The 18,695-nt window shown below is 59.4% G+C and carries 16 protein-coding genes and 1 riboswitch; of the genes, 5 read left to right on the plus strand and 11 right to left on the minus strand.

What is annotated here, in order from left to right:
* Positions 1–48 precede the first annotated feature (48 nt).
* On the plus strand, positions 49–915 hold the full coding sequence (gene asd / locus KIK84_RS07245) for an archaetidylserine decarboxylase (protein WP_214122405.1): 867 nt from the start codon (positions 49–51) through the stop codon (positions 913–915).
* Between the two features lie 32 nt (positions 916–947).
* Here asd and KIK84_RS07250 read toward each other — a convergent pair whose 3' ends face one another.
* A complete protein-coding gene (locus tag KIK84_RS07250) occupies positions 948–1,700 on the minus strand; it encodes a hypothetical protein (protein ID WP_214122406.1) in 753 nt (250 codons plus the stop codon).
* A 75-nt stretch (positions 1,701–1,775) separates the two neighbouring features.
* A complete protein-coding gene (lplT, locus tag KIK84_RS07255) occupies positions 1,776–2,948 on the minus strand; it encodes a lysophospholipid transporter LplT (protein ID WP_214122407.1) in 1,173 nt (390 codons plus the stop codon).
* A gap of 94 nt (positions 2,949–3,042) precedes the next feature.
* Here lplT and KIK84_RS07260 point away from each other — a divergent pair, with 94 nt between their 5' ends.
* The 3 genes from KIK84_RS07260 to KIK84_RS07270 all read left to right on the plus strand — a co-directional run bounded on the left by KIK84_RS07260 (position 3,043) and on the right by KIK84_RS07270 (position 6,555).
* Complete coding sequence (locus tag KIK84_RS07260) at positions 3,043–4,335, plus strand: MFS transporter (RefSeq protein WP_250207842.1); 1,293 nt, start codon at positions 3,043–3,045, stop codon at positions 4,333–4,335.
* Positions 4,336–4,475: 140 nt separating this feature from the next.
* A complete protein-coding gene (locus tag KIK84_RS07265) occupies positions 4,476–5,681 on the plus strand; it encodes a sensor histidine kinase (RefSeq protein ID WP_214122408.1) in 1,206 nt (401 codons plus the stop codon).
* Between the two features lie 16 nt (positions 5,682–5,697).
* Positions 5,698–6,555, plus strand: a complete 858-nt coding sequence (locus KIK84_RS07270; protein ID WP_214122409.1) for a LytR/AlgR family response regulator transcription factor — start codon at positions 5,698–5,700, stop codon at positions 6,553–6,555.
* Positions 6,556–6,558: 3 nt separating this feature from the next.
* Here KIK84_RS07270 and metH read toward each other — a convergent pair whose 3' ends face one another.
* The 8 genes from metH to KIK84_RS07310 all read right to left on the minus strand — a co-directional run bounded on the left by metH (position 6,559) and on the right by KIK84_RS07310 (position 16,780).
* A complete protein-coding gene (gene metH, locus KIK84_RS07275; RefSeq protein ID WP_214122410.1) occupies positions 6,559–9,357 on the minus strand; it encodes a methionine synthase in 2,799 nt (932 codons plus the stop codon).
* 22 nt (positions 9,358–9,379) lie between these two features.
* Positions 9,380–9,499: riboswitch (S-adenosyl-L-homocysteine riboswitch) on the minus strand.
* 49 nt (positions 9,500–9,548) lie between these two features.
* Positions 9,549–11,120, minus strand: coding sequence for a galactarate dehydratase (garD, locus tag KIK84_RS07280; protein WP_214122411.1), 1,572 nt, complete (start codon positions 11,118–11,120; stop codon positions 9,549–9,551).
* A gap of 114 nt (positions 11,121–11,234) precedes the next feature.
* Positions 11,235–12,146 carry a 5-dehydro-4-deoxyglucarate dehydratase gene (kdgD, locus tag KIK84_RS07285; RefSeq protein ID WP_214122412.1) on the minus strand — a complete coding sequence of 304 codons (912 nt, stop codon included), beginning with the start codon at positions 12,144–12,146 and terminating at the stop codon, positions 11,235–11,237.
* Between the two features lie 40 nt (positions 12,147–12,186).
* Entirely contained in the window at positions 12,187–13,476 is a 1,290-nt protein-coding gene (locus KIK84_RS07290; RefSeq protein ID WP_214122413.1) for a TRAP transporter large permease, read from the minus strand.
* Positions 13,467–13,955, minus strand: coding sequence for a TRAP transporter small permease (locus KIK84_RS07295; protein WP_214122414.1), 489 nt, complete (start codon positions 13,953–13,955; stop codon positions 13,467–13,469). The genes KIK84_RS07290 and KIK84_RS07295 overlap by 10 nt, the downstream gene beginning before the upstream one ends.
* Before the next feature lie 86 nt (positions 13,956–14,041).
* Positions 14,042–15,007: a TRAP transporter substrate-binding protein gene (locus KIK84_RS07300; protein WP_214122415.1), complete on the minus strand. Its 966-nt coding sequence runs from the start codon at positions 15,005–15,007 to the stop codon at positions 14,042–14,044.
* A 17-nt stretch (positions 15,008–15,024) separates the two neighbouring features.
* Complete coding sequence (locus KIK84_RS07305) at positions 15,025–15,972, minus strand: SMP-30/gluconolactonase/LRE family protein (protein WP_214122416.1); 948 nt, start codon at positions 15,970–15,972, stop codon at positions 15,025–15,027.
* A 13-nt stretch (positions 15,973–15,985) separates the two neighbouring features.
* Complete coding sequence (locus tag KIK84_RS07310; RefSeq protein ID WP_214122417.1) at positions 15,986–16,780, minus strand: NAD-dependent epimerase/dehydratase family protein; 795 nt, start codon at positions 16,778–16,780, stop codon at positions 15,986–15,988.
* A gap of 143 nt (positions 16,781–16,923) precedes the next feature.
* Between KIK84_RS07310 and KIK84_RS07315 the strand changes: the two genes are divergently transcribed.
* Positions 16,924–17,670: a FadR/GntR family transcriptional regulator gene (locus KIK84_RS07315; RefSeq protein WP_214122418.1), complete on the plus strand. Its 747-nt coding sequence runs from the start codon at positions 16,924–16,926 to the stop codon at positions 17,668–17,670.
* 9 nt (positions 17,671–17,679) lie between these two features.
* On the opposite strand, the gene KIK84_RS07320 is transcribed toward KIK84_RS07315, so the two are convergent.
* On the minus strand, positions 17,680–18,687 hold the full coding sequence (locus tag KIK84_RS07320) for a Gfo/Idh/MocA family protein (protein ID WP_214122419.1): 1,008 nt from the start codon (positions 18,685–18,687) through the stop codon (positions 17,680–17,682).
* Between the last annotated feature and the right edge of the window lie 8 nt (positions 18,688–18,695).

Here is an 18,695-nt window from a genome sequence, read left to right on the forward strand (position 1 = left end):
CGGCTCCTGTGGTGAGCGTCATTTATATGAACCAAGGATGAAAACCGCATGACACTGCTGCGAACGCTGCGCCACGTGCTGGCGCACGAGGACATCAACTTTTTGCTGACCAACCGCATACCGCGCCAGTGGTGCACCATCTGGATGGGGCGCATCAGCCAAATCCGCAGCCCGCTATTCACCCGCGTGGCGCTGTGGCTGTGGTCGCGCTTTACCGACCTGGAACTGCAAGACACCGCCCCCGGCCCGTACGCCAGCGTGCACGACTTTTTCATCCGCCCGCTGCGCGCAGGGGCCCGGCCTGTGGAGGCAGCCCCCGGCGTGCTGGTCAGCCCCTGCGATGGCATCGTGGGGGCGCATGGCCGCATAGAAGATGGGCAACTGTTTCAGGCCAAAGGCTTTCCCTACCGGCTCGATGAACTGGTGGGCGATACACCGTTGGCCGCGCAATGGCGCAATGGCGAGTTTGTGACGCTGCGCATCCAGTCCAGCATGTACCACCGCCTGCATGCACCGTGCGCCGGGCGGGTGCGCGGGGTGACGTATTTCTCGGGCGACACGTGGAACGTCAACCCCATCGCGCTGCAGCGGGTGGAAAAACTGTTCTGCAAAAACGAGCGTGCCCTACTGCCCGTGGAGGTGGACGGAACCGCCGACGTGGTGGGCGTGGTGCCCGTGGCCGCCGTGCTGGTGGCCAGCATCCGCCTGCACGCCATCGACACCACCTTGCACCTGCGCTACCGTGGCCCCAACCACCTGCCGTGTGACACCACCTTTGGCGCGGGCGACGAACTGGGCTGGTTCCAACACGGCTCCACCGTCATCGTGCTGGCCCCACCGGGCTACCGCCTGCTGGAGCGCTGGCAAACCGGGGAGCGCATTCGCATGGGGCAGGCGTTGATGGGAAAGGGGTAAGCCCCTAGCAATCATGAAAAATTTTTCACAACCTATAAATTGCTTTTGCTTACCTCATATTTTTGCGCCTTAATCTTTTCGCCAATCAGCACAACAAATGCAAGAAGCGAAAAAGCTTTTAGGCTGTTGATCTTGGTTCCGTAATCCAGATGTTTACTTGACCCATGCATCACACCATGCCTATTTGGAGCCAAAGCCTTCTGCTCTAGCGAATCATTTGAGCTATGTTGTGTCAATTGGGTTTTAAGACCAAGAGTTTTCAGCCAAATATCCAAGGAAGAATGCATGCCAGCCAGATTATCAAGATCAGTCTCAAGATTTTTATATCCACGAAAAAGGTGTGCCGTGAAACCCTCCTCACAGATACCATCGGCTTGCGCAAACATGAGCGGGATAGCGGCTATGTAGCACCCCTCTGTGTGCAGTTGAAATGCGCATTCAAGAATTTCACGCCGCTCAGGGCATGCAGAAAGAATACCCTCAACAACACTGTCCCAATCCCTTTCCAAATGCTCCACCATTTCGCGATCCAGCGTGGCTTGATCTACCTTCTGCAACATGACCTCCTGAACAGAGGCTGGTGTGCATCCATTTATATACCACCCATACTCAGCTGCCTTTCCCCATATATCGCGTAGCAGTTTAGGTAAATTATCAAGAAACAATGCAAGTTGCTCAAAAAAGTGAGGGTTTTGCTTTAAAAAATTTACACACAAATTTCGCAAATTATTAAAAACATCAAGAAACTGTCCCACAAAGTTTATTTTTTCTTGGTTATCGGTCACACAAAAATCCTTGCCCACATAATAATTTATCCATTATTGCTATCCTTCTATTAAATAGCAAGGCAAATACAAAATTTATCTCACCCGCAAACGCCACCCAATCAACAGCATGGCCACCACCACAAAGCCGCCAAAGAGCAGCAGCATGCTGCCCAGCGGCAAGCCCGCTGCCAGCAGCAAGGCGTAGGCACCGGACTGCAGCAGGATGCTGCAGTTCTCATGGAAGTTTTGCACCGCAATGCTGCGGCCTGATGTGAGCAACTGCGCGCCGCGGTGCTGCAGCAGGGCGTTCATGGGCACCACGAACAGGCCGCTGATCACGCCCACCAGCAGCGTCATGGCCACGGCCCAGCCCACGCTGTGTACCCAGTGCAGCAGGGGCATGAGCGCGCCCAAGACCACGCCCAGCAGCAGCACGCGCTGGGCTTGTTCCAGCCGCACCCAGCGGGCGGCCAGCACCGCCCCTAGCACCACGCCCACGGCAGCGCAGCCTTGCAGGTAGGCACCTTGGCTCAGCGGCAAATGCAGTTGCTGCTCGGCCCACTGCAGCACCAGCAGTTGCACCACGGCACCCACGCCCCAAAACAGGGTGGTGACGGCCAGCGACAAGCGGCTGAGCGGGTCGCGCCAGAGCGCCCAGCAGTCCGCAGCAAAAGCGGTGAACGGCTTGCGCCAGGCATCCCAACCATGGGGCAGAACCGGCATCCCATCGCGCTGCACAGTGGCAATGCCGTGGCACAGCGCCCACGCCACGCCATAGGTGGCCAGCAAGCCCCACAGGGCCATGCTGGTAGGTGCCAGCAGCAGCACGCCACCCAGCCCCACGCCCAGCACGGCGGCGCTGACGGTGCTGACCTCTATCCACCCATTGGCCCAGACCAAGCGCTGGGGCAGCATGGCATCGGTAATCCAACCGTATTTAGCCGGGGCGTACAGCGCTGCGCCCAAGCCGACCAAGGCATAGGCACTGGGCACATGCACCCCCGCCAGCAGCAGCGCACAACCCGCCAGCTTGGCCGCATTGGCCCAGCGCATGACACGGGGTTTGTGCAGCTTGTCCGCCACCAGCCCCACCCAGGGGGCCAGCATCACGTACGAGACGGTAAAAAACACGCGCAGCAGCGGTATCCACCACCAGTCCCACTGCTGCTGGCGCAGCAGGGCGATACAGACTATCAACAGCGCGTTGTCGGCCAGTGCTGACAAAAACTGCGCGCCCATCAGCACATAAAAACTTCGGTTTGGCATAAGCGCAGGCAGTACAGCAAGGGTGCATGTCGGGGGTGTGACAATCTCGTGAAGCCCCTTCTTCTGCGGGGTGGATGTGGACAATCGCCCTTGTATGCCCCGCTTTTTCTTCTTGCCTATGCGCTTAACGCAGCCACCCCAGCACTTCCAACGCTTTAGCGCTTGGCTCTCACTGCCGCAGCTCATCAGTTGGGGCAGCGTTTTTTATTTGTTTGGCCTGCTCATGCAGCCGCTGGAAGCGGAGCTGGGTTTGGGCCGCGCCCAGTCGTCGCTGGCATTTAGCCTGTGCTTGCTGGCCGAAGGCGCGGGCAGTTGGCTGGTGGGACGTTGGATAGACCAAGGCCGGGAGCGGCTGGTCATGGCCACGGGGTCGGTGTGGGTGGCGCTGGGTTTTGTGGCGCACACCCAGGTGCACTCGCTGGCAGCCCTGTACGCCGTGTGGGTGTGGCTGGGCTTGGGCGCAGCAGCCACGCTGTACAACCCGGCTTTTGCGCTGGTGACGCGGCGCTTTCCGCACGACTTTCGGCGCGCCATCATCACCATCACGTTTTTGGGCGGGCTGGCCAGCACGGTGTTCATCCCGCTCAATAGCTGGTGGATCGCACTGTGGGGCTGGCGCGATACCCTGTGGCTGCTGGCCGCGCTGCAGCTACTGGTGTGCTTACCCGTGCACCTGTGGCTGCTGCAAAGTTCGCCGCCGCAGTACCCGCAAACCGCACACGACGCGCAGCCCGTGCAGCAAGCACAGGGTTCGCCTGCGCAGCCGAGCCATGCCTCCCACACCGAACACAGCCACTGGCGTGCGCACTTGCGCTGGCCTTTTTGGTTGCTGGCGGCCTACATGGTGCTGATGGTGTCCATCACCACCGGGCTGGCGGCGCACATGGTGCCGCTCTTACGCGAATCGGGTTTGCCCGACCACTGGGTGGTGCTGATTCCGGCGGCCATTGGCCTGTTCCAAGTGCTGGGGCGCATCGTGCTGTTTGTGATGGAGCGCCAGTGGGATGTGCACCAAGCCAACCGCTGGATATCGGCCCTCATTCCTGTGGGTCTGGTGCTGCTGGTGCTGGTAGGTTTGCACCCCGTGCCCGCCCTGCTGTTTGTGCTGCTCTATGGCATGGGCAACGGCATGACGACGATTGTGAAAGGCACGGCCATGGCGCTGTACGTGAGCCGCACCCACGTGGGCGTGCTCAACGGCCTGCTGGGCTTGCCCGTAGCGGCAGGCCGTGCCTTGGCTCCCTTGTCGCTGGGCCTGCTGTGGACACCTAGCGTGGGCTACCGCTATGCACTGTGGTGGCTGCTGCTGGCCAGCCTCTTGGGCATGGCGGCGCTATGGGGGGTGCAGCGCATGGCGCAAACCCACGCGGCCCCAACACCGCGCTAATGCAGCCTGTCCTAGCCAAAACGCAGTCTGTCGCATAGCGCTGGCGAGGGTGCGGTGGCCTCCCCTAGAGTGCCCGCACGGTGTCAAACTGGCGCAGAGCAATCACCACAGCGCCAGTGCACCCTGAACGAGGAATTCGTATGCCAAAGTCTTCTCTTCCCCGCCAGTCTGGTGGCACCGTGCGCCACGCTGCTGCCCGCTTGCACCACGCGCTGGTGCGGGGCTTTCACGCTTATGCCAGTTGGCTGGTCAGCATCAGTTGGTGGCGTTTTATCCTGCTGGCGGTCTTATTTTGGGTGCTGGTGGGCATAGTGCAGGAAATGCTGCCCTCGCAAAACCGATGGAGTCTGTGGATGGACTCATCCAACGCCACCGCCAGCACCGAGGAGGCTTCTACTACGGCTCCACGCAGTGTGGAGATCGTTATAGGTGACGATGGCCTCCAAATCCAAAAACAGAGCAGCCCCAGCGAGGGAGCGCAGGTATCCATCGGCGAGGACCATGTGCGCATCACCGCTCCGGCCTCACCGGGGCTGTCGCGCATCAGCGCCCATGCCCTGGATCGTTGGGAACGCAGCCTGTACAGAACCAGCTTAGACAGGGCCATCTCCAGCATGGTGTGGCTACTCATCGTGGCGTCCATCATCATCAAAATCTCTTACCAAGGGCGCATTCAAGCCGAAGCGGTGGCAGCAGCAGCCACCGAAACGGCAGAAACCGAAACCCTGAAACGGCAAGTAATGGAAGCGCGCCTGGCCGCCATGCAAGCGCAGGTGGAGCCGCACTTTTTGTTCAACACCTTGGCCAGCATAGAGCACCTTATCGAGACTGATGCGCCGCGTGCCGCCCGCATGCAGCGCAGCCTGATCCACTTCTTGCGCGAAGCCATGCCCACCCTGCGCGAGGCCAATGCCCAAGCCACGCGGGACTTGGGCCGCGAGCTGGCCGTGGTCTTGCCCTACCTAGACATTCTGCGCATGCGCATGGATGAGCGCCTGCAAACGGAGGTGCAAGTACCCGAAGGGCTGCACTCGGCCCTGTTTCCCCCCATGGTGCTGCAAAGCTTGGTGGAGAACGCCATCCGCCACGGCTTGGAACCCCAAGCCGATGGTGGCCTGCTGCGCATTGCGGCGGTGGTGAACAATGGCCAGCTAGAGGTATCGGTGAGCGACACAGGGCTGGGTTTTTCCCACGGACAGACGAGCGGTACCGGCGTGGGCTTGGCCAATATCCGCGAACGCTTGCAGCTGCTGTATGGTCAGCAGGCCGAGCTGCGCATCAGCACCCCCGCGCAAGGTGGCTCCTGCGTGACGGTGTGCGTGCCCTACCAAGTGCGCCCAGCGTGAACCAAGGAGTGGCGGTATGAATACCTTGCGGGTGATAGTGGCCGACGATGAGCGACTGATGCGCGAGCAGTTGTGCCAGCGTCTGCAGGAGGTGGCCCCCCACATCGACATCGTGGCGCAGGCCCGCAACGGAAGCGAAGCGGTGGCGCTGACCGCGCAGCACCAGCCCGATGTGGTGTTCTTGGACATTCGCATGCCCGGCCTGTCGGGCATCGAAGCGGCGCAAGCCATTAGCCAGTTGCCCACGTGGGACGAAACGGGCACCACCCCGTGGGCGGGCTGCGAGATGGTGTTCGTCACCGCCTACGACCAGTACGCGGTGGCCGCCTTCGAACAAGGCGTGGTGGACTACGTGCTCAAACCCGCAGAACACGAGCGGCTAGCCCTGACCCTGCAGCGCCTGCAAGATCGACTGGAGGCACGCTTGCAGCAACGGCACAGCGCGGCAGATGCCAGCATGATGCCGCTGCACACCCCATCTATGCACCGCTTGCTGCAGCAGCTCAGCAGGCAGCTAGCGAGTCCAGCCCCCGTGGCCGCTGCCCCAGCTCCGCTGCAATGGATTCAGGCCACGGTGGGCAACAGCATCCAACTGATCCCTATCGACGAGGTGCTGTTCTTCATGTCCGACGACAAGTACACCCGCGTGCAAACCGCCACCCAGCAAGCCCTGATCCGCACGCCCATCAAAGAGTTGCTGAACACTGTGGACATGGACAAGTTTTGGCAGATTCACCGCAGCACGCTGGTCAACACCCGCGCCATCGCCAAAGTCACCCGCGACCACCGCGGGCGGCAAATCGTCAGCCTAGTGGGCTGCGACGAAACGCTGGAAGTGAGCCGCAGCTTTGCGGGGTTGTTTAAGGGGATGTGATCCTCACAAATTCGGCGCCAAGAACCGCTGTAGCTCCTCCACCTTCACACCCCGGCGTGCCGCCATGTCTTCCACTTGATCCGTGCCCACTTTGCCGACGTTGAAGTACTGCGCCTCCGGATGGCCAATGTAGAAGCCGCTGACGCTGGCGGCGGGGGTCATGGCCAGGCTGTCGGTCAGACCCATGCCGATGTCTTCGCACTGCAGCAGGGCAAACATGTCGCGCTTGACGCTGTGGTCAGGGCAGGCGGGGTAGCCGGGGGCGGGGCGTATGCCTTGGTATTGCTCGCCGATGAGTTGCTCGTTGCTCAGCGTTTCGCCCGCCGCGTAGCCCCACAGGTCGGTGCGGACTTGCCAGTGCATGCGCTCGGCCAAGGCTTCGGCCAAGCGGTCGGCCAAGGCTTTGAGCATGATGGAGTTGTAGTCGTCGTGCGCGGCCTCAAAGGCTGCAGCGCGTGCTTCAGCACCGATGCCCGCCGTCACGGCGAATAAACCCACGTAGTCGCTCACCGTCTCGGGAGGAGCCACAAAGTCGGCCAAGCAGCGGCTGGGGCGCAGGTGGCCGTCGGGACCTTCTTCTTTGGGGGTTTGCTGGCGCAGGCCGTGCCACACCAGGGCGCGCTCGCGGCGCTCTTCGCTGCTCCACAGCACGATGTCGTCACCCACCGCGTTGGCGGGGTACAGGCCCACCACGGCGTTGGCGGTGAGCCAGCGGCCATCGATGATTTTCTTGAGCATGGCTTGGGCGTCGGCCAGCACCTTGCGGGCTTGCTCGCCCACCACCTCGTCGTCCAAGATGGCGGGGTAAGGCCCGGCCAAGTCCCACGTCTGAAAGAAAGGGCCCCAGTCGATGTACTGCGCCAGCTCGGCCAGATCGCAGTTTTTGAACACGCGGCGGCCAATGAATTTGGGCACGGTGGCGCGGTACTGCGCCCAGTCGATGGGGGTTTTGTTGGCGCGGGCTTTGTCCAGCGGCCACAGGGCGACGGGTTTTTTGCTGGCGTGCAGTTGGCGCACTTTGTCGTAGTCGGCCTCGACCTCGGCCACGTAGGCGTCGCGGCCATCGCCCAGCAGGCCTTGGGCCACGCTCACGCTGCGGCTGGCATCGGGCACGTAGACGACGGGGCCTTCGTAATGGGGCGCAATTTTGACGGCGGTATGCACACGCGAGCAGGTAGCACCGCCAATGAGCAGCGGCGTGCCACGGCTGCGGAAGTAGTCGTCCTTTTGCATCTCGCCCGCCACGTACTGCATCTCTTCCAGACTGGGGGTGATGAGGCCGGACAGGCCGATGATGTCCGCGCCCTCTTCCTTGGCTTTGGCCAAAATTTCATGGGCGGGCACCATCACGCCCATGTTGATGACCTCGAAGTTGTTGCACTGCAAGACCACGGTGACGATGTTTTTGCCGATGTCGTGCACGTCGCCCTTGACGGTGGCGATGACGATCTTGCCCTTGCTCTTGACGTCCATGCCCGCGGCTTGCTGCTGGCGCTTTTCTTCTTCGATGTAGGGCACCAAGTGGGCCACAGCGCTTTTCATCACGCGGGCGCTTTTCACCACCTGGGGCAGGAACATCTTGCCTTGGCCAAACAGGTCGCCCACCACGTTCATGCCGTCCATGAGCGGGCCTTCGATGACGTGCAGCGGGCGTCCGCCTTTGGCCAGCACCGCTTGGTAGGCTTCCTCGGTGTCTTGCACGATGAAGTCGGTGATGCCGTGCACCAGCGCGTGCTCTAGCCGCTTGTTCACGCTCACAGGCGCTTCGGGCGTGCCGCGCCATTCGAGCTTTTTGCTCTCGTCTTTGGCCCCGCTCTTGGCGGTTTCGGCGATCTCGACGAGGCGCTCGCCCGCGTCAGGGCGGCGGTTGAGCACCACGTCCTCGACACGTTCGCGCAGGGTGGGCTCCAGGTCGTCGTACACACCCACCATGCCCGCGTTGACGATGCCCATGTCCATGCCCGCAGCAATGGCGTGGTACAGGAAGACGGTGTGGATGGCTTCGCGCACCGGGTCGTTGCCCCGAAAGCTAAAGGACACGTTGGAGACGCCGCCGCTGACCTTGGCGCCGGGCAGGTTTTGCTTGATCCAGCGCGTGGCCTCGATGAAGTCCACCGCGTAGTTGTTGTGCTCTTCAATCCCCGTGGCGATGGCGAAGATGTTGGGGTCAAAGATGATGTCTTCGGCGGGGAAGTCCACTTCGTCCACCAACAGGCGGTAGGCGCGCTCGCAAATCTCGATCTTGCGCGCATAGGTGTCGGCTTGGCCTTTCTCGTCAAAAGCCATGACGACGGCAGCAGCGCCATAGCGGCGCAGCAGCTTGGCTTGGTGCAAGAAAGCGTCCACGCCTTCTTTCATGCTGATGGAGTTGACGATGGCTTTGCCCTGCACGCAACGCAGCCCAGCCTCAATCACGCTCCACTTGGACGAGTCGATCATGACGGGCACGCGGGCGATGTCGGGCTCGCTGGCCATGAGGTTGAGAAAGCGCACCATGGCCGCTTGGCTGTCGAGCATGGCTTCGTCCATGTTCACATCCACCACCTGGGCGCCGTTTTCCACCTGCTGGCGCGCCACGGACAACGCGTCTTCGTAGCGGCCTTCCAAAATCATGCGGGCAAAGGCTTTGGAGCCGGTGACGTTGGTGCGCTCGCCCACGTTCACAAACAGGCTGCCCGCGTCGATGTTGAGCGGCTCCAGCCCGGACAGGCGCATGGGCTGCACAGCACTTGCTGCCATTTTGATAGCTGCATCAGCTTGCTGGACGGGCTCTGCAGCCGAATTGGAGGGGGAATTTTGCATACAACTCACCTGAACAATGGAACACAGGTGAGCGTCGTTGACCGGGTATGGGGCGGCTTGCTATGGCAGAGGCCGCCAGCTCCCAAGCCTGACAGGTCGCTAGGCGCGGGGCCTAGGAACTGCTGCAACGCTCCTTGGGAGAGGCGGCGATTTTAGCGCCTGCGCCACCGCTGGCGACAGGCGCTGCGCACTCAGGTCACTGGCGCGGGGTTGAACAGCACCAAGGCGTTGTGCAGCTTCCAGTGCTCGGCCCAGGTTTTCTTGCCACTGGCCACATCCAGCATCATGTGGAACAGTTCCCAACCGGCCTCTTCGATGGTCAACTGCCCAGTGGCGATGCGCCCGGCGTTGAAGTCCATCAGATCGTGCCAACGGCGTGCCAAGTCGTCACGGGTGGCGACCTTGATCACCGGGCACTGCTCCAAGCCGTAGGGCGTGCCACGGCCTGTGGTGAAGATGTGCAGGTTCATGCCAGCGGCCAGTTGCAGCGTGCCGCAGATGAAGTCACTGGCTGGGGTGGCGGCAAAGATCAAGCCTTTTTGCGCCACCTTCTCGCCGGGGGCGATCACGCCTTGGATGGGGCCGCTACCGCTCTTGACGATGGAGCCCATGGCTTTTTCCACGATGTTGGACAAGCCGCCTTTTTTGTTACCCGGCGTGGTGTTGGCGCTGCGGTCGGCTTGGCCACGGGCCAAGTAGGCGTCGTACCAGCCCAGTTCGCGCACGATGGCGTCGGCCACTTCGGTGGTGGCGGCGCGGCGCGTCAGTTGGTCCACGGCGTCACGCACTTCGGTGTTCTCGCTGAACATGACGGTGCCGCCTGCTCGCACCACGAGGTCGGTGGCGTAGCCCACGGCGGTGTTGGCGGTGATGCCCGAAAAAGCATCGCTGCCGCCGCACTGCACGCCCACCACCAAATCGGCCACGGAGCAAGTCTCGCGGCGGCGTTGGTTCAGGCGCTCCAAGTGGGCTTTGGCTTGCACCAAGATGTGGTCAATCATGGACATAAAGCCCACGTGCGCTTCGTCTTGCAGGCACACCACGTCCAGTGCTTCGGGGCCGGTGCTGTCCGCGCCTTGGATGGGAATCACACGACCGGGCAGCAGGCGCTCGGGTTGCAGCTTTTCGCAGCCCAAGCTCACCACCATGACTTCGCCGCCGAAGTTGGGGTTGCTGGACAAGTTGCGCAGAGTGCGGATGGGGATGATGGCATCGGGCGCATCAATGGCCACGCCGCAGCCGTAGGTGTGCTCCAAGCCCACCACGCCGTCGACGTTGGGATAGAGCGGGAGTAGTTCTTTTTTGATGCGCTCTACCGCCACATCCAACACGCCGGCCACGCACTGCACAGTGGTGGTGATGGCCAGCAGATTGCGGGTGCCCACGCTGCCGTCGGCATTGCGGTAACCCTGAAAGGTATAACCCTCTAGGGGGGGCAAAGCTTGTGGTGGTTGGGGGGCGGGCAGGCCCTCCAGCGAGCGGGCCGCTGGCATGATGAGGCGCTGCTCGTTGACCCAGCCACCGGCAGGAATATCTTGGTTGGTGTGGCCGATGATGACGTTGTAACGGCGCACTTCGCTGCCTTGGGGCAGGTCAACCAAGGCTACTTTGTGGCCTTGGGGCACGGTTTCCACCAGAGTGGGGCCGTTGGGCAACTGGGCGCCGGCACGCAAGCCACCGTCGTTGACAACCACCGCCACGTTGTCGGCAGGGTTCATCATGATGGCGCGGGGTTGCTGCACGCTGTTTTCGGTTGTGGTCATGGCGGCTATCCTTCCAAAGGATTCAGGCTGGAACACTCGCAGTGAATGCCCAGCCTGTTCAACAGATTCATGGATCCGGCAACCAACACTGCCGGATGCTCAATTCCTTGAGACTTACTGGGGACCCAGTTTGTCCATCAAAACCTTGAGTTCAGCCACTTCGTGGGCTTCCAAGTCAGACAGAGGTGGGCGCACTGGGCCTGCTGGGTGGCCAGCGATAGCAGCACCAGCCTTGACGATACTCACAGCGTAGCCTTCCTTGCGGTTGCGGATGGCCAAGTAAGGCATGAAGAACTCGCGCAACAGGCGGTGTTGGGTCGCCATGTCGTCGGTACGGATCGCTTCGTAGAACTCCATCGCGGTCTTGGGGATGAAGTTGAACACAGCGGAAGAGTACACGGGGGTACCCAGCGCCTTGTATGCGGCTGCGTAGACTTCCGCTGTAGGCAGGCCACCCAAGTAGGAGAAGCGGTCACCCATCTTCATGTAGATAGCGGACATCAGTTCGATGTTGCCAACGCCGTCCTTGAAGCCGATCAGGTTGGGGCAACGCTCGGCCAAAATAGCCAGCGATTCAGGGGTCAGGCGGCAAACGTTGCGGTTGTACACGATGACGCCAAACTTCACGCTCTTGCACACGGCTTCTACGTGGGCGATCAGGCCTTCTTGGCTGGCTTCAGTCAGGTAGTGGGGCAGCAACAAGATGCCGTGGGCACCTTGGCGCTCGGCTTCTTGGGCGCACTGGATAGCAAAACGTGTGGGGCCGCCAGCACCAGCAATGATTGGCACCTTGCCTTTGCAGGTTTGCACCGCAGTGCGGATGATTTCGGGGTATTCCTCTGCAGTCAGCGAAAAGAATTCGCCAGTGCCGCCAGCAGCAAACAAGGCGCTGGCACCGTAGGGAGCCAGCCATTCGAGGCGCTCGATGTAGGTTTTGGCGTTGAAGTTGCCTTGGGCGTCAAAGTCTGTCAAAGGAAATGACAGCAGGCCAGAAGACATGATGGACTTGAGTTCTTGTGGAGTCATAGTGGTTCCCAGTTAAGTAAATTGAAAAAGTGTGGAGTGGTTATTTGATGAGCGACGGCAGCCAGAGCGAGAACGCAGGCACATAGGTCACCAAGAGCAAAGTCATGCCCAAAGCGCCGTAAAACGGCGTGATGGTGCGCATGACCTGCCCCACGGAAATTTCCCCAATGGCACAGCCGACAAACTGCACCGTGCCCACAGGCGGCGTGTTCAAACCCAAAGCACAGTTGATCAGCATGACGATGCCAAACTGCAGCGGGTCCATGCCAAATTGCATCGCGATAGGCATGAAGATGGGGGTGCAAATCAAGATGGTGGCCGCCATATCCAGGAAAGTGCCCAGTACGAACAGCAGCACGTTGATCATCAAGAAGATGACCCACGGATTGGAGCTGATGTACTGCATCAGTTCACCCGTCTTTTGGGGCACTTCGTACAAGGCCAAGAAGTAACCGAAGGCGTTGGAGATGCCGATCAGGAGCAGCACCACACCGGTGGTTTTGCACGCCTTGACGCAAGCCTTGAGGAAGTTCTTCCATGTGAGCGTGCGGTAGACAAAAATGGTGATCAGCAATGCCCAAGCGACTGCGATAGAAGCCGACTCAGTCGCGGTAAATACACCCGACAAAATGCCGCCCAAGATGATGACCACAACAAACAAGCCGGGCAGTGCCGCCAAGAAGGCGCTGATCACCGCAGTCCAGCCTGCGAACTGGCCCGATGTGGGGTAACCACGGCGCACCGCTACCCAGTAAGCCGCACCCAAGTTGCACAGCGTCAAAATCAGCGCAGGTACCAAACCGGCCAAGATCAAGCCCAAGGTACTGATAGAGGCGATGCCTGCAGTAGCCAAGGTGAAGATGATCATGTTGTGCGAAGTCGGCATGATGGCCCCCACCAAGGCCGCATGGGTCGTCACGTTGACGGCATAGTCGGCGTCATAGCCTTCTTTTTTCATCAACGGAATCATCACCGAGCCAATCGCAGACACATCGGCCACGGGGGAACCTGCCACACCACCAAAAATGGTGCAGCCCAGCACGTTGCTCATGCCCAAACCACCGCGCACATGGCCCACCAAACTGTTGGCAAAGCGCACGATGCGGTCGGCGATACCGCCATAGAGCATCAACTCACCGGCAAACACAAAGAAGGGAATGGCCAAGAAGCTGAACACTTCCATGCCGCCGAGCATCTTCTGAAACACCATGGCTACTGGCAGGCCCGCAACCATGATGGTGGCAATGGATGACAGACCAATGGCAAATGCCACTGGAACCCCCATCAACAGGAAGATCGTGAACGTAATACACAGGACGGTCAGTTCCATGACTCCTCCACCTCTTGACCACGCAAAATGGCCACAATATGTTCGATAGAAAACAGCACGATCAGTGCGCCAGCAATAATCAGCGGCACATAGTCAATGCCATCGGGCAAAGGCAGCATGGGTTTTTTCTCATTCCATTTGAGACTGGCCCATTGCCAACTGCTGTAAGTCATTACGACACCGAAAACCACTACACAGCCATGGATCACCAACTCCATGATGCGTTGGCCTTTTTCTGGCAGCAATGCGACCAAAGATTCCAAGCCGATGTGACCTGCATCGCGCACGCCCACAGCCACTCCAAACGACGTCACGAAGAGCACCAGCAACAAGGCCATGTCCTCCGCCCAGGTGGGGGTGTCATTCAGTACATAGCGGCCAAAAACCGCCCATTGCACCGCGATGATCACTGCGATCAGGCCAATAATTCCCAGCACGAGGCTGAGCTTGGCAAGCGCCTTGCAGAATTTTGTAAACATGTATTTCTCCTAGCTGCGCCGACTGGCTGTCGGCGCAGTGGTCTGCATTGACCAATGCAGCCCCATCGCGGGGCTGCCGTTCACAGTTACTTGGTGTCTTGAGCAGCCTTGACCAAACGCTTTTGGTCAGGCGTTGTCATGAACTTCAAGTACACAGGCAACATGGCTGCTTGGAATTGGGCTTTGTCCACTTCCACGAACTGCACGCCTTGCTTTTTCAGAGACTCCATGGATTTCTCTTCTTGCTCGTCCCAAGCTTTGCGCTGGAAAGCCACGGATTCTTTGGCAGCTGCACGCACTTGGTCTTGCTCAGCCTTGGACAGCTTGTCCCACACCACTTTGCTCATGAGCAAAATTTCAGGTGCCATGGAGTGCTGGGTACGGGAATACACCTTCACTGCTTCAGCGTGCTTGGCGGTATCGAACGAAGGAATGTTGTTTTCTGCCGCATCCACCAAACCAGTCTTCAGACCGGTGTACACCTCACCGTAAGGCATGGGTGTGGGGTTGGCGCCCATGGCTTGGGCCATGGCAATAGCCAAGTCAGAAGGCTGCACGCGGATCTTCAAACCCTTGACATCATCCAAAGTCTTGATCGGTTTTTTGGCGTAGATGGAGCGTGAACCGCTGTCGTAGAAAGCCAGGCCAACCAAGCCATTGGATTCGCAGCTTTTCAGGATTTCTTCACCCACTGCACCGTCCAGCACCTTGTGCATGTGTTCTTCTGTGCGGAACAAGAAGGGCAAAGTTGGAATCATGGTCAATGGGCAAATACCGTTCACCGCCGTGATATTCACGCGGGTCATTTCCAGCGCGCCAATCTTGAGCTGGTCAATGGTTTCTTTTTCAGAACCCAAAGCACCCTTGTTGAACACCTTGATCTTGAACTTACCGCCACTGCTCTTTTCCAGCGTAGCACTCATGTGTTTGACGGCTGCCACAGTGGGGTAGTTGTCGTCGTTGTGCACGTCTGCGGACTTGAATTCCACAGCGGATGCAGCCAAGCTGGCCATAGCCAACAAACTCACCAACAAACGAGGTAGTGTTTTCATAGTGTCTCCGTTTTAGTTTAGAGATTGGTCGATACGAGAGGCGTTCCACTGGCATCTGTGAGGATGCTTTGTGGCTCATCCAGGCCTCTCACTCCTGGATTCAGTGCAAACACGCCACCTGCCAAAGGTTGATCGGAAAGATCCCCCCCCGGACGAATGGAGGTCACAAACAAGGTATCCATTTTGGTTCCGCCAAAAGCACACATGGCAGGCTTTTTGACCGGCACGGCTAAGGACTTGTCCAGCTTGCCATCCGGCGTGAATCGGTGTACCAAGCCACCATCGTTGGCACAAATCCAATAGCAACCATCTTGATCAACCGCCGCACCATCAGGACGGCCAGGCATGGGCGTCATGTCAACAAACAAACGACGCTTACTGGGAATACCACTGTCAATGTCGTAATCAAAGGCCCAAATCGCTTGCACATTGGGGTGAGAGTCGGACAGGTACATGGTGCGACCATCGGGGCTGAAGGCCAAACCGTTTGGCGTGATAAATCCATCCAGCACGGCATCCAATTGGCGACGACCTTGGCCATCGAAGCGGTAGAGCTTGCCGTCTGTAGCGGCCAGCCCCATATTCATGACCATGGTGCCAGCCCAAAAGCGGCCTTGGCGATCGCAACGACCGTCGTTAAAGCGCATGCCTTCGTGGCTGTGGGTCACGCCTGCCAGCATCTGCACGCCCATGCTGCCGTCATCGGCTGGAGTCAACAAACCAATCCCGGTTTCCATACCGGCCACCCAACGGCCCCATGGCGCATCGTCGCTGCCCGCTTGCAAGGCCACGCAAGCCAACATCTCGGGGGCTTGCCAGGAACGCGTCTGCCCACTGGACTGGCTCCAGAACCACAAACGGCGCTCGGCGATATCCACCCAAAACAAACCTTGGTGGCGCACACTCCAAACAGGGCTTTCGCCCACGCCGTTGCGTGCATCTACGATGAGTTCTGCGTTTGCCATGGTCAGTTCGTGATTAAGGGTTGGCCTTGACGAATGCACCGCCTTGGTAGATTGCAGCAGGATCTTTCGGATCGGGGGTCGCTGTGTTGGCGTACACCTCTTCGCGGAACACAGCCGAGCTGTCTTGTGGCTTGTAACCAATGTGGCGTGCGCCAGAGTTGTCCCACCATGTCACGGGGTTGTCGGACACACCGTAAATGATGCTGTGGCCCACAGCAGGCGCGCTCAACGATGCCACCAACAAGCGCAGCAAATCGTCGTAGCTCAGATAAGTGCACAGCATGCGGCGATCGCGTGGCTTGGGGAAGGACGAGCCAATGCGCAAGCACACGGTCTCGATGCCGTAGCGGTCAAAGTAGTAGCGCGACAGGTCTTCGCCATAGGCCTTGCTCAAGCCATAGTAACCATCGGGACGGGGAGCGCTGTCCACAGTGATGGTTTCGCTTTGCTTGTAAAAGCCAATCACGTGGTTGGAGCTGGCAAAAATCACGCGCTTAACGCCGTGCTTGCGGGCTGCTTCGTACAGGTTGTACACGCCCAAAATGTTGGCTTGCATGATGGCTTCGAAAGGAGCCTCCACCGAAATACCACCCATGTGGATGATGGCGTCGCAGCCTTCCACCATGGCATTGACTTCGGCCGCATTGGCCAAATCAGCTTGTATGACCTCTTCACCGGCTTTGGCAGGCTCCATGGCCGCCTTGTCAGACAAGCGAATCACATCGCAGTAGGGCTTGAGGGTCTCACGCAAGACTTTACCCAGACCACCAGCAGCACCGGTCAGGAGCAATTTGTTTGCAACTTTCATTTATTTACTCTTTCACTGTCTTATTGGCATTAATTTTCGACAAACGACTTGCTATTTGCTACAGTTTGGCATCGCCCAACTTACAAGTTGTCTGACAACTTTGGCGACTGTAGCCAAGGCATAAGAAGCGAGTCAAGAAAAAAATGAACAACCTAGTACAAACCCTAAGCGGCCCGGGACGAGGACGACAACGTGGCCTGGTACCGGAAATCGTGCAGGCCATCAGCCACGATATTCGCGCCGGCGCGATTGCCCCAGGAGAAAAATTACCCTCGGAAGCCGAGCTCATGGCACGCTTCTCTGTCAGTCGCACCGTTGTGCGCGAAGCCATTTCGCGCCTGCAAGCTTCCGACATGGTGGAAACGCGGCACGGCATTGGCACGTTTGCCAAGCACGTCAGTGAGCAAGCCACGTTTCGCATCGCACCCGAGGACTTCTCCACCGTAGCCGACGTCATTTCTTTGCTGGAACTGCGCATCAGCTTGGAAACGGAGGCCGCAGGCCTTGCTGCCTCTCGCCGTTCCGAACACGATTTAGAGCGCATTGCCGCCGCGCTGAAGGTGTTCCACCAAGCTATCCAAGAAACTTCAGATGCGGTGCCGGCTGACTTCCAGTTCCACTTGGAAGTGGCACGTGCCACAGGCAACCGCCACTTTGAAGACCTGATGACCTACCTAGGCACCATGATCATTCCGCGTACCCGCATCAATACGGCCAACGCGGCACCTGAAGGACGTTTGGCCTACCTGCAGCGCGTACACGGTGAACACGAAAACATTTACGAGGCCATTCGGGCTGGCGATGCGGATTCAGCCCGGGCTGCCATGCGCACCCACCTGTCCAACAGCCGCGAACGCTTGCGCCGATCGCAAAACCAAGACAGTGCTTAAACGCCGTCTTTAGTCTGGGCTGAGCGTCTGCCATGTGCCCTGCGCGGCACTGACCCTGAGGGCGTCGAGTATGCGCATATTCTGGATAGCATCCTCCACCCCATAAGGCAGGGGGTGCACACCCTGCACGGCCTGCGCAAAAGCTTGGCCCATGAGGGCGTACTGATCGCAAGGCGGCAAGTCTTCGGACTGGGCGGCGGCTGCACCCGGGGCACTGCCATCGTCCCACCAAATGCGGCTGGCTTGCTGGGGCTGCGCATTGACCGGAATCTGCATTTCCAAGCGCGCAGCACTGCCCATGAGCTGCAAGCGCTGGTACGGTGCCGATTGGGTAGATACGGTAAAGCTGAGTTGACGGCCTTGGCCAAAGTCGAGCAAAGCAGTGAAGGTGCGATCGACGCCAAAGCGCGCATCCACATCGGCCAGCCCCAGCACGCGCACAGGTTCGGCATCGAAAAAGAAACGCCCTGCCACCACGGGGTAGCAACCTATATCCATGAGCGCCCCACCGCCCAAAGCGGCTTGGTTGCGGATGTTGCCCGGATCGGCGTTGAAATAACTGAACTGCATGTTCATGCTGCGCAATTCGCCCAATCGGCCTGTGCGCACCAGTTCACGGGCACGCAGCCATTGGGGATGGAAGCGCACCATAAACCCTTCCATGATGTGCACGTGGCCAGCCACCTCGCGCAGTTGCGCGGCTTCCTTCGCCGTCAGCGCGATGGGTTTTTCGCACAGCACATGCTTACCCGCACGGGCTGCTGCCAAGGTGAGCGGCACATGCCAATCGTTGGGCAAGGGGTTGTAAATGGCGTCGATGTCCGGATCGGACAGCAAATCTTCATAACGACCGTAGGCCTTGGCAATGCCCAAGGCTTGGGCTGCTTGCTGGGCCTTATCCAAGCTGCGCGAGGCAATAGCCGCTACCTCAATGGCAGATGCTTGCTGCAAGGCGGGTATGACTTTTTGCGTCGCGATTTTGGCGACACCCACGATTCCAAACCGTACACGTGACATAGGCCAAC

This window comes from Curvibacter sp. CHRR-16, from assembly GCF_018474005.1.
GTDB lineage: Bacteria > Pseudomonadota > Gammaproteobacteria > Burkholderiales > Burkholderiaceae_C > Allorhodoferax.

Bases quoted from the DNA above. Each gene is read 5' to 3' on its own strand.
- asd (WP_214122405.1), top strand. From the start codon at position 49: ATGACACTGCTGCGAACGCTGCGCCACGTGCTGGCGCACGAGGACATC.
- lplT (WP_214122407.1), bottom strand. From the start codon at position 2,948: ATGCCAAACCGAAGTTTTTATGTGCTGATGGGCGCGCAGTTTTTGTCA.
- KIK84_RS07260 (WP_250207842.1), top strand. From the start codon at position 3,043: ATGCCCCGCTTTTTCTTCTTGCCTATGCGCTTAACGCAGCCACCCCAG.
- KIK84_RS07265 (WP_214122408.1), top strand. From the start codon at position 4,476: ATGCCAAAGTCTTCTCTTCCCCGCCAGTCTGGTGGCACCGTGCGCCAC.
- KIK84_RS07270 (WP_214122409.1), top strand. From the start codon at position 5,698: ATGAATACCTTGCGGGTGATAGTGGCCGACGATGAGCGACTGATGCGC.
- metH (WP_214122410.1), bottom strand. From the start codon at position 9,357: ATGCAAAATTCCCCCTCCAATTCGGCTGCAGAGCCCGTCCAGCAAGCT.
- garD (WP_214122411.1), bottom strand. From the start codon at position 11,120: ATGACCACAACCGAAAACAGCGTGCAGCAACCCCGCGCCATCATGATG.
- kdgD (WP_214122412.1), bottom strand. From the start codon at position 12,146: ATGACTCCACAAGAACTCAAGTCCATCATGTCTTCTGGCCTGCTGTCA.
- KIK84_RS07290 (WP_214122413.1), bottom strand. From the start codon at position 13,476: ATGGAACTGACCGTCCTGTGTATTACGTTCACGATCTTCCTGTTGATG.
- KIK84_RS07295 (WP_214122414.1), bottom strand. From the start codon at position 13,955: ATGTTTACAAAATTCTGCAAGGCGCTTGCCAAGCTCAGCCTCGTGCTG.
- KIK84_RS07300 (WP_214122415.1), bottom strand. From the start codon at position 15,007: ATGAAAACACTACCTCGTTTGTTGGTGAGTTTGTTGGCTATGGCCAGC.
- KIK84_RS07305 (WP_214122416.1), bottom strand. From the start codon at position 15,972: ATGGCAAACGCAGAACTCATCGTAGATGCACGCAACGGCGTGGGCGAA.
- KIK84_RS07310 (WP_214122417.1), bottom strand. From the start codon at position 16,780: ATGAAAGTTGCAAACAAATTGCTCCTGACCGGTGCTGCTGGTGGTCTG.
- KIK84_RS07315 (WP_214122418.1), top strand. From the start codon at position 16,924: ATGAACAACCTAGTACAAACCCTAAGCGGCCCGGGACGAGGACGACAA.
- KIK84_RS07320 (WP_214122419.1), bottom strand. From the start codon at position 18,687: ATGTCACGTGTACGGTTTGGAATCGTGGGTGTCGCCAAAATCGCGACG.